5 protein-coding genes are annotated in these 11504 nt (G+C 70.7%); 1 reads left to right on the top strand and 4 read right to left on the bottom strand.

Annotation, left to right across the window (positions count from 1 at the left end; translation table 11 throughout):
- Nucleotides 1-347: 347 nt before the first annotated feature.
- The 4 genes from H5411_RS35260 to H5411_RS35245 are packed head-to-tail and all read right to left on the bottom strand — an operon-like array spanning nt 348 to nt 5303.
- A complete protein-coding gene (locus H5411_RS35260; protein WP_101438780.1) occupies nt 348-1754 on the bottom strand; it encodes an L-fucose/L-arabinose isomerase family protein in 1407 nt (468 codons plus the stop codon).
- 3 nt (nt 1755-1757) lie between these two features.
- A complete protein-coding gene (locus H5411_RS35255; protein WP_101438779.1) occupies nt 1758-2768 on the bottom strand; it encodes a substrate-binding domain-containing protein in 1011 nt (336 codons plus the stop codon).
- A 22-nt stretch (nt 2769-2790) separates the two neighbouring features.
- A complete protein-coding gene (locus tag H5411_RS35250) occupies nt 2791-3780 on the bottom strand; it encodes an ABC transporter permease (protein WP_101438778.1) in 990 nt (329 codons plus the stop codon).
- Nucleotides 3777-5303 (bottom strand): sugar ABC transporter ATP-binding protein, encoded by a 1527-nt coding sequence (locus H5411_RS35245; protein WP_101438777.1) that lies wholly within the window; start codon nt 5301-5303, stop codon nt 3777-3779. Before H5411_RS35245 ends, H5411_RS35250 begins: the two co-directional genes overlap by 4 nt.
- 442 nt (nt 5304-5745) lie before the next feature.
- Here H5411_RS35245 and H5411_RS35240 point away from each other — a divergent pair, with 442 nt between their 5' ends.
- A complete protein-coding gene (locus H5411_RS35240; protein ID WP_101438776.1) occupies nt 5746-11208 on the top strand; it encodes an ATP-binding protein in 5463 nt (1820 codons plus the stop codon).
- Nucleotides 11209-11504: the final 296 nt, after the last annotated feature.

The raw sequence follows: 11504 nt of genomic DNA, 5'->3' as shown, positions 1-11504 counted from the left end.
GCACACCCGCCTCGAGCCCTGCGAGCACCGCCTCAATTCGACCGCACCCCAACCCGCCGCGCGCTACACCGGCACACCGGACGGCACTCCGACACAGCCACCTCGCTCATACCCGCCCGCATCGAGCCCCGCTGGCACCGCCTCAATACGACTGCACCCAAACCCGCCGCGCACCCGCCAGCACACCGGGCACCGCTCCGGCACGGCCACGTCGCTTAAGCGCACCCGTCACGAGGCTCCACGAACACCACCCCCAATCCACCAGGCACGACGCAACGAGGCCAACCAGGGACAGCCACAGGGAGGCGCCGGAAAACCCAACGGCACCCCACCATCAGGTCACCCGGTCACCGGCTCCACTCCTCCACCCGCACCCCCATCAGCCCGGCCGCCGCGCGGAGTTCCCTTCGGCGGTCCCCCGGCACCGCGTGCACGTGGTTCGCCCCGAAGCGCGACAGGAAGGTCTCCGGGGCCACGTCCAGGCGCGCGAACGCGTGCGGCCACTCCCGCGTCGACCGCGAGACCAGTTCCTCCGTCGTCCGCTCGTCGTAGGCCTCGAAGTCCCCCAGCACCAGCTGCAACCGGTACTCCCCGTCCAACCGGCTCAACCTCGCCAAGGTCATCCGACCGGGGGCGGCGATGTGCTGCACCGAAGCCCCGCCTGCGGGGAAGAAGAACACTTCCGGGTACAGGTGCACCTGGGCCAGGTTCTCCGCCGGGTCTTCGCTCCGCGCGGCGAACCACGTCGCGTGCTGGCCGGAGTTGCACAGGTCCCAGACGTCCCGGTCCGGGTGGTAGTGCCGGACGTCGGCGAACAGCACCGGCGTCCCGGTGATCCGGTGCATCAGCTGCATCGTCAGCGCGCCGTCCATGTCCGCCTCGGTCGCGGTGACGTGCACCGCCTTCGGGCCGTTCCAGTCGTAAGGATCGTTGAGGAGCGCCTCGGCGACGTCGGCGGTCGCGAAATGTTCGGTCAGTTCCGGTTGTGCTTTGATGCCGGAGAAATCCAGGTGCCGTTCGGCCGCGACATCGCGCACGGCAAGGTAAAGACGCAGTTGGCGTTCCAACAATTCCGGTGTGAGCCGATCACCATCGTAGTGCACGGAAGCGTGTTGTTCCAGCCATTTCCGACCGCTGACGGCTTCGCCCGAGGCACCGGAATCAGCGCGGCGGACGAGTTCGTATTGGTCGATTTCCTCGACGTCCACACCGAATTCGCGCATCCACTGATCAGTATTGGCCACCGCGGTGTTCATGCCCATCGGCCGCCCGCCGAAGCGGCCGAAGGTCGAACCGCGCAGCGAACCGACGGCAGCCGCGGCGCTCGCGTGCGCGCCGACTTCGGCGATCAGCTCCGGGTCGGAAGGCCCGCCCCACAACCGGGTGTGCGCGCGGCCGATCTGGTCGAGCGCGCCCCCGGCGGCGAGCATCCCGACCAGGCCGGGCTCGGTCGGGTCGGTGCTCGCGACCAGCAGCAGCGGGCCGGTGGTCGCGTCCGCGGCCAGCATCGTGAAGTGCGGGAACGCCCACACCGCGTAGTACAGCACCGTCACGTCCACCGAACTCGCGGCGACCGAGCGCGCCGCGGCGGTCGCGGTGGTGTTCGTGGCGACCAGCCCGCCGGTGACGACGTCGTGGCCCGCCGCGGTCAGCGCGGCGGTGAAATCGTCCACTTTGGACCGGATGAAGCCGGTGTTCCGCCGGTGCACGTGGTCGCGCCCGTCGGAGACGGCGAGGACACCGATTCGTGCCATAGGTCAGCTCCGGTTCAGCTCGGCGTAGACCTGGGCCGCGTTCTCGCGCGTCACCAGGCGGGTGGGCAGGGTCTGCGTCTTGGGCACGGTCTGACAGTCGATGAGCAGTTTCTTCGCTGCCGCGACCGCTTCCTTGCCGCCGGTCGGATAGATGAACGTCGCCGACAGCCGGCCGGCCTCCACCGCCTTGATGCCGCCTTCCGGCACTGGCAGGCCGTCGATGCCGACGATCGGCAGGTCCGCGCGCCCCGCGTTCTGCGCGGCGATGCGCGCGCCCTCGGCCATCGGGTCGTTTTCGGAGAACATCGCCTGCGCGTCCGGATGGGCTTTCAGCAACGCGTCCGCCTGCTGTTGTCCCTTGTCCCGCAACCAGTCCGCGTCCGCGCTGCCCACCACTGTGATGTTGCGGTCCGTGATGCCCTCGTTGAATCCGTCGCTGCGTTCCTTGGCGGGCGTCGATCCGGCGAGCCCCTTCAGTTCGACGACTTTCCCGCCGTGCGGCAGCAATTTCTCGGCGAAGAACTTGCCCGCCTGACGGCCGATGTCCACATTGTCCGCACCGATGAAGGACGTGTACCCGTCGCCGTCGACCTTCCGGTCCAGCACGAGCACCGGAATTCCCTGGTCGTACGCCTTCTTCACGACACCGGTCAGCGGCGTCGCCTCGTTCGGGCTGATGATCAGCAGGTCGATTCCCTGGGTAAGAAAAGTATTGACCTGCTCGACCTGTTTCGCGTTGTCCTGCGCGGCATCCGCGTAACTGACGCTGAATTGCGGCACGCCTGCCGCGGCTTTGCGGATGTCGTCGTCCATCCGGACGCGATACGGTTCGGCGAGATTCGCCTGGCTCATCCCGATTTTGTATTTGCCACTGGGACCGTGGCATTGTTTCGCGGCGGGCGCGGCGCCGGACGCCGCGCCCGGCGCGTTCTCGTGGGTAGTGCCGCAAGCGGTGACAGCCGAGACGAGGGCGAGCCCCGCCAGTACCGCTCCGCCGCGGAGGATGCCGGACATCTGCTCCTCTTTTCCCGAACGCCTAGACCGTGGCCGGGCGCAGCCGCTGCAGGCCGGCGGCGAGCACGATCACCACGCCGACCACGATCAGCTGGACGTTCGAATCGATGTCGTTGAGCTGGAGAATGTTGTCGAGCACGCCGACCAGCAGGGCGCCCGCGACGGTGCCGGACACCGACCCGCGCCCGCCGGACAGGCTGGTCCCGCCGATCACGACGGCCGCGATGGCGTTCAGCTCGTAGCCGGTGCCGTCGTTGGGGCCGCCGAAGTTGTACTGTCCCGCGTGGACGATCCCGGCCAGCGCGGCGAGCAGCCCGCACAGGCCGAAGACCAGCACTTTCACCCGGATCACCGGCACTCCGGACAGCACCGCGGCCTTCTCGTTGCCGCCGATCGCGTACACGTGCCGGGAGAACGCGCTCGCCCGCAGCACGAGAACCGCCAGCGCGGCGACGACCACGAAGAACAGCGCCGGGATCGGCACCACGCCGCCGAACGTCCGCTCGCCCAGCAGCGAGAACGGCACCGGAGCCTGGCCGGGGCCGTCGCCGTAGGTGATCGAAACGCCCTCGCCGCCAGACCACATCCGCGCGATCCCGCGGGCGATCTGCATCCCGGCGAGCGTCACGATGAACGACTGGATCCGGAACCGCGCGCTCGCGATCCCTTGCAGCAGCCCGAAACCGAACCCCAGCGCGAGAACCATCAGCACGCCCGGCACGAGCCCCCAGCCGCCGCTGGTCAGCAGCAGCGCAACGCCGACACTGGCCAGCCCCATCACTGAGCCCACCGACAGGTCGATGCCGCCGACCAGGATCACCAGCGTCATGCCGACCGCGATGATGCCGATCTCGGAGATCGCGCGGACGACGTTGAACAGGTTGCCGCTGCCGAGAAACACCAGCTCCCCGCCGCGGTGCGGGGAGAAGACGATCGCGGCGGCGAACACCAGCACCAGCCCGAAGACGCTCTGGAACCGGAACACCGCGGCCAGCACCGCGCGCCCCTTCACCGGACGTCTCCCATCGACGCGGCGAGCAGCTCCGCCTCGCCCGCGCTCGCCGTGTCCAGTTCATGCACGCTGCGCCCGCCGCGCAGCACCACCACGCGATCGCACACGCCGACCAGTTCGGCCGGTTCCGACGACGCCAGCAGCACCCCGACGCCGCTTCGGGCGGCCTCGCCGAGCAGCCGGTAGATCTCCGCCTTCGCCCCGACGTCCACACCGCGCGTCGGCTCGTCCAGCAGCAGCAACACCGGTTCGGTCAGCAAAGCCCGGCCCAGCACCACTTTCTGCTGATTCCCGCCGGACAGCGAGCCCACCGGATCGGCGAGCGACCCCAGTTTCACCCCGAGCCGCCGCGCTTCCTCTCCGGCCACCGCACGTTCGCGCCGGCCGGGAACGACCCCGAACCGGGCCAGCCGCTCCACAATGGACAACACGGTGTTCGCCACGACGGAATGCTCCAGCGCCAGCCCCGCGATCCGCCGGTCCTCGGGCACGAACGCCATGCCCGACCGAAGCGACCTGCGCGGAGACCGCGGCCGGAACTCCTTGCCGCGCAGGAAAATCCGCCCGCCGACCACCTTGCCGCCGGACGCGCCGTACAGCGTCTCCAGCAACTCCGTCCGTCCCGCGCCGAGCAACCCGGCGACGCCGACGATCTCGCCGGCCCGCACCGTCAGGCTGATCCCGTCCGGTTCCCGCCGCCCGGCGCGCGACCGGACCACGAGATCCTCTACGCGCAGGACGTCCTCCTGATCCGGCTCGGACACGCTGTCCGCGCGGAACATCAGGTGCACCGGACGGCCCACCATCGCCTCCGCGGCGCGCTCGGCCGTCAGCTCCGCGGCGCTGAATTCCGCGACGACCTCGCCGTTGCGCAGCACCGTCGCGCGGTCCGCGACCCGGCCGATCTCGTCCATCCGATGCGACACGTAAACAATCGCCGCGCCGTCAGCACGCAGCTGGTCGATGACCGTGAACAGCCGCTCCACCTCGCGCGGCGACAGCGCCGACGTCGGTTCGTCCATCAGCAGGATCCGCGCGTCCAGCGACAGCGCTTTCGCGATGGTGACGAGCTGCTGCTCGCCGGTGCGCAGCCGCTCGACCGGCGTGCGCGGGTCGAGGTCGACGCCGGAGCGCTCCAGCACCTCGCGCGTGGCGGCGACCATCCGCCGCCGGTCGATCGTTCCGCCGCGCGTATGCGGTTCGCGGCCGAGGAAGACGTTCTCCGCCACGGAAAGCGCGGGCACGAGATCCAGTTCCTGGTGGATCATCGCGACCCCGGCGCGGCGCGCGTCGGCCGGTCGGGCGAACCGGACCGCCTCCCCCGCGATCCGGATCGCCCCCTCCCCGGCGGCGACCTCTCCGGACAAGATCTTCAGCAGCGTGGACTTGCCTGCCCCGTTCTCGCCCAGCAGGGCGTGCACCTCCCCCTTCGCCGCGGTGAAATCCACCGCGCCCAGGGCACGCACCCCGCCGTAGGTCTTGCTGACGCCGGCCAGCTCGGCCAGCGCGACGCCGTCGCCCATGCCCCGCCCTCTCGGCCCGCCCCACGTCGAGAAATCGATTACCCGAGACGGTAGGGGCACCCATAGGGAGTGTCAAGGGTCACATTTTCCCAGTGCCCAGAAGGCCTCCGCCGCGCTGCGGCCCGCCGCGGCCCGAGCCCGCCTGAACTTCCGGTGACCCCTGTCCGACCCCCTGGAAACGCCTGGCCGTCCAGTTGCCGCCGTCCCTGGCCAGCCGGGCGTGATTTGTGGCATACCTCGCGATAAACGAGGCCCGGACGACGTGACACGAGCCGTTTTTGGCGGGTTCCTACAAACCGGCAGGCGCGGCATGCGTCATCCGCGACATTGGTGTACCCGGCGGTAAGGGAGCAGTGTGTACGACGAAGACAGGCGACGTTCGGCAGGTCCGGCGTCGCCTGCTGTGCGTGGGTGCAGTCAGGTTCACTGGGAGGCTTTGTCCGTGTTCAATCGCGTCGCCATCGTCAATCGGGGAGAGGCCGCGATGCGGCTCATCCACGCCGTCCGGGACCTGTCCGCCGAGACCGGGCGACGGATCGAGACGGTCGCGCTCTACACGGACGCGGACGCCACCGCGACTTTCGTCCGCGAAGCCGACGTCGCCTTTTCCCTCGGCCCCGCCTCCGCGCGGCCCTACCTCGACCTCGCCAAACTGGAGAAGGCGCTGGTCGAGACCAAGGCCGACGCGGCGTGGGTCGGCTGGGGCTTCGTCGCCGAGGACCCGGCGTTCGCCGAATTGTGCGAGAAGATCGGCGTCGCCTTCGTCGGCCCGAGCGCGGACGCGATGCGCAAGCTCGGCGACAAGATCGGCGCGAAGCTGATCGCGGAAGAGGTCGGCGTTCCGGTCGCTCCGTGGAGCGGCGGCGAGGTCGCGACGCTCGAGGAAGCCCTTGCCGCGGGCGACAAGATCGGCTATCCGCTGATGCTCAAGGCCACCGCGGGCGGCGGCGGGCGCGGCATCCGCAAGGTGGAGTCGGCGGGCGACCTCACCGAGGCGTACGAGCGCACCAGCCAGGAAGCGCTGCGCGCGTTCGGCAGCGGCGTCGTGTTCCTGGAGCGCCTGGTCACCGGCGCACGGCACGTCGAGGTCCAGGTGATCTCCGACGGCGAAACCGCGTGGGCGCTCGGCGTCCGCGACTGCTCGGTGCAGCGGCGCAACCAGAAGATCATCGAGGAGTCCGCGTCGCCGGTGCTCGCGGCGGACCAGACCGCCGAGCTGAAGGCGTCGGCCGAACGGCTCGCGGTCGCGGTCGGCTACCGCGGCGCGTGCACCGTCGAGTTCCTCTACCACCCCGGCGACCGGATGTTCGCCTTCCTCGAGGTCAACACCCGGCTCCAGGTGGAACACCCGATCACCGAGATCACCACCGGCACCGACCTGGTGCGGCTGCAGCTGCACGTCGCGTCCGGCGGCAAGCTCGAAGGCACTCAGCCGGAGGAGTCCGGGCACGCCGTCGAAGCCCGGCTCAACGCCGAGGACCCGGACCGCGACTTCGCGCCGTCGCCGGGCCGCATCGCGCGGCTGCTGCTGCCCGCCGGCCCCGGCATCCGGGTCGACACCGGCGTCAGCGAGGGCGACACGATCCCCGCCGACTTCGACTCGATGATCGCCAAGATCATCGCCTACGGCCGCGACCGCGACCAGGCGCTCGCGCGGCTGCGCCGGGCGATGTCCGAGACCTCCGTGCTCATCGAGGGCGGCGCCACGAACAAGAGCTTCGTGCTCGACCTGCTCGACCAGCCCGAGGTGATCGACGCCAGCGCGGACACCGGCTGGATCGACCGCGTCCGCGCCGAAGGCCGTCTCGTCACCACGCGGCATTCCGCGGTCGCGCTCGCCGCGGCGGCGATCGAGGCCTACGAGGACGACGAGGAGGTCGGCCGGCAGCGCCTGCTGTCCACCGCGTTCGGCGGCCGTCCGCAGGTGCGCCACGAAACCCGTCCGCTGGACCTGAAGCTGCGCGGCGCGTCCTACCGCGTCACCGTCGCGCGCACCGGGCCGAAACGGTTCCGGATCGGCGTCAGCGGCGGCGGCGACGTGCACCCGGCCGACGTCGAACTCGAGCGGTTCGACGAGCACAGCGGGCAGATCACCGTCAACGGCACGCGGTTCCGGCTCGTCACCGGCACGCACGGGCCGATCCACCTGGTCGAGGTGGACGCCGTCACGCACCGGATCAGCCGCGACGAGGGCGGCGTCGTCCGCTCCCCCGCGCCCGCGCTCGTGGTCGCCACGCCGGTCGCGGTGGACGACGAGGTCGAGTCCGGCGCGCCGGTGCTCGTGCTGGAAAGCATGAAGATGGAGACGGTGCTGCGCGCGCCGTTCCGGGCCCGCGTCAAGGAACTCCCGGTGTCGATCGGCAGCCAGGTGGAGACCGGGGCGCCGCTGCTGCGCCTCGAACCGCTGGCCGACGGCGCCGAGGACGAGGCCGCCGCGCGGATCGAGACCGCCGAGATCGACCTGCCCGCCGAGCAGGACGGCACGAGCGCGGCCGACCGGGTCGAGCGCGGCAGGCAGGACCTGCGCAGCCTGCTGCTCGGATTCGACGTCGACCCGCACGACCAGGGCCGCGTGCTCAGCGGCTATCTCGCGGCGCGCGCGGAGCTGCCGGCGCGTCCGCTGGAGGGCGAGCTCGAGCTGCTGGACGTGTTCGCCGACCTGTCCGAGCTGAGCCGGAACAAGCCGGCCGCGGACGACCTCAGCGCGTCGAGCCCGGTGCACAGCGCCCGCGAGTACTTCCACACCTACCTGCAGAGCCTCGACGTCGAACGGGCCGGGCTACCGGAGAAATTCCAGGGCAGGCTGCGCCGCGTGCTCGGCCACTACGGCGTCGGCGACCTGGAGCGCACCCCGGAGCTGGAAGAAGCGGTCTTCCGGATTTTCCTTGCCCAGCAACGATCCTCGAGCGACAGCGCGATCGTTTCCGCGCTGCTGCGGCAATGGCTCACCGAGGCCCCGCCGTCGGCCGAGCTGCGGGAGGCGGCCGGGCTGGCGCTGGAGCACCTGATCGCCGCCACCCAGCTGCGCTTCCCCGTGGTCAGCGACCTCGCCCGCGGCGTGGTGTTCCGCTGGTTCGCGCAGCCTCTGCTGCGCCGGGCCCGCGCCGAGGTGTACGCCGAGATCCGCGGCCACCTGCGCTATCTCGACCGCAACCCGGACGCGGCCGACCGCGCCGAGCGGATCTCCAGCATGGTGTCGAGCAACGAGCCGCTGGTGCGGCTGCTCGGCCAGCGGATCGGACGCCCGGGCGCGGACCCGGCCGCGATGCTCGAGGTGCTGACCCGGCGCTACTACGGCAACAAGGCGCTCACCGACGTGCGCGTGCGCGAGGTCGCGGGCTGCTCGTTCGTCACCGCGGAGCATCCCGAACCGGCGCGCGTGGTCACCACCGCGGTCGACTTCCCGCAGCTGCCGGACGCGATGCGCGCGGTGGCCGAGCTGTCCGCCGGCGCCGGCGTTCCGGTCGCCGCGGACGTCTATCTGAAGTGGACCGACCAGCCCGACAGCGACGCGATGGCCGAGAAGCTCGGCGAAATCGTTGCGGCGCAACCGCTTCCGGACGACGTCGACCGGGTCGTCACGACCGTCGCGGGCGGCGGTGGCGCGGTGATGCACCACCACTTCACCTTCCGCCGGACCGAATCCGGGTTCGCCGAGGACCGCGTGATCCGCGGGCTGCACCCGCGCGTCGCCGAGCGGCTGCAGCTGGAACGGCTGCAGGAATTCGACCTGACGCGGCTGCCGTCGGCGGACGAAGAGGTATACCTGTTCACCGGCACCGCCCGGACCAACCCGGCGGACGAGCGGCTGATCGCGATGGCGCAGGTCCGTGACCTCACGCCGTTGCGCGAGGCGGACGGCAGGCTCGTGTCGCTGCCCTCGGCCGAGGACACGCTCGCCGCGTGCCTCGACGCGGTCCGCAACGCGCAGGCGAAGCGCCCGGCGAAGAACCGGTTCGACACCAACCGGATCGTCATCTACGTGTGGCCGCCGAGCGACCTGACGATGGACGAGCTGAACCTGCTCGCGCGCCGCGTCCTGCCGACCACCGCCGGTGCGGGCCTGGAGGAGATCCAGTTCCTCGCCCGGCAGCGGAACGCGGAAACCGGTGAGCTGACCGACATCGCGGTGACGATCCGCAACGAGGTCGGCGCGGGCGTGCGGCTGACGGTCGGGGCCCCGAGCACCGAACCGGTGCAGCCGCTGGACGACTACCGGCAGAAGGTGCTGCGCGCGGCGCGCCGCGACACGGTGTACCCGTACGAGCTCACCGAGCTGCTGGCCGGCGGCGGGTCCTTTGTGGAGCACGACCTCGACGACACCGGCGCGCTGGTCCCGGTCGACCGGCCGCGCGGACAGAACAAGGCCGGGCTCGTGGCGGGCGTGGTCAGCACGCCGACCGACCTGGTGCCCGAGGGCGTCAAGCGCGTGGTGCTGCTGGGCGACCCGACGAAGTCGCTCGGCGCGCTGGCCGAACCGGAGTGCACGCGGGTGATCGCGGCGCTGAACCTGGCGCAGGAGCTGAAGGTTCCGGTCGAATGGTTCGCGCTGTCGTCCGGCGCGCGGATCTCGATGGAGTCCGGCACCGAGAACATGGACTGGGTCGCGGCCGCGCTGAAGCGGATCGTGGAGTTCACCCAGGACGGCGGCGAGATCAACATCGTGGTCGCCGGGATCACCGTGGGCGCGCAGCCGTACTGGAACGCCGAGGCCACGATGCTCATGCACACCAAGGGCATCCTGGTGATGACGCCGGATTCGGCGATGGTGCTCACCGGCAAGCAGTCGCTCGACTTCTCCGGCGGCGTGTCGGCCGAGGACAACTTCGGCATCGGCGGCTACGACCGCGTGATGGGCCCGAACGGGCAGGCGCAGTACTGGGCGCCGAACCTCGCCGGGGCGCGCGACGTGCTGATGGCGCACTACGCGCACACCTACGTCGTGCCGGGCGAAGCGGGCCCGCGCCAGGCGGTCACCACGGACCCGGTGGCTCGGGACGTGTCGGACTACCCGCACGCCGTCGTCGGCAGCGACTTCACCACGGTGGGCCAGATCTTCTCCGCCGAGCACAACCCGGACCGCAAGAAGCCGTTCGACATCCGCACGGTGATGCGCGCCCTGTCCGACCAGGACCACCCGGTGCTGGAACGCTGGGCGGGCATGGCGGACGCGGACACCGCCGCGGTGCAGGACGTGCACATCGGCGGCCACCCGGTGTGCCTGCTGGGGATCGAATCGCGGTCGGTGCCCCGCCGCGGCTTCCCGCCCACCGACGGCCCGGACACGTTCACCGCGGGCACGCTGTTCCCGAAGTCGTCGAAGAAGGCGGCCCGCGCGATCAACGCGGCGAGCGGCAACCGTCCGCTGGTGGTGCTCGCGAACCTGTCCGGTTTCGACGGCTCGCCGGAGTCGATGAAGAAACTCCAGCTGGAGTACGGGGCCGAGATCGGCCGCGCGATCGTGAACTTCGAGGGCCCGATCGTGTTCACGGTGATCTCGCGCTACCACGGCGGGGCGTTCGTGGTGTTCTCGAAGGCGCTGAACCCGAACATGACGGTGCTGGCGCTGGAGGGCTCGTTCGCCTCCGTGCTGGGCGGCGCCCCGGCGGCCGCGGTGGTGTTCGCGGGCGAGGTCAAGACCCGGACGGCGAACGACCCGCGGGTGGCTGAGCTGCAGAAGCGGCTCGGCGAGCTGAGCGGAGCCGAGCGGGCGGCGTGCGCGGCGGAACTGGCCGAGGTGACGTCGTCGGTGCGGGCGGAGAAGCTCGGCGAAGTGGCGTCGGAATTCGACCGGGTGCACAGCATCCAGCGAGCGGTCGAGGTCGGGTCGGTGGACGCGATCGTCAGCACGGCGCAGCTTCGGCCGCGGATCATCGAGGCGATCGAGCACGGGCTGAAGCGCTGAGGGGTCCTCGTGAGTGTTCGTCCCGGTTAGAACCGTGATCTGCACTCACGAGGCCGCGGTGATCCCGTCCAGAAGCGGCGGGGTCACCTCGACCGAGTAGCCGTCCGGGGCGTAGCGCTGCTCCCCACGTGCAGGTGCACCGGCGTGTTTCCCTGGTGCGCCCGCAAAATCTGCTTGAGTTCCAGCACCACCGGCAGCGTCGCCTTCTCCGCCCGTGTGTGCAGCAACGTGCAGGTGGACGAACGATGGCATGGCCGCATTGGACCCGTCGCATCGCGCCGTCGTCCCACAACCGA

The sequence above is a fragment of the Amycolatopsis echigonensis genome, from assembly GCF_014174495.1.
Taxonomy (GTDB): domain Bacteria; phylum Actinomycetota; class Actinomycetes; order Mycobacteriales; family Pseudonocardiaceae; genus Amycolatopsis; species Amycolatopsis echigonensis.
This window is presented reverse-complemented; position numbering and strand designations above follow the sequence as displayed.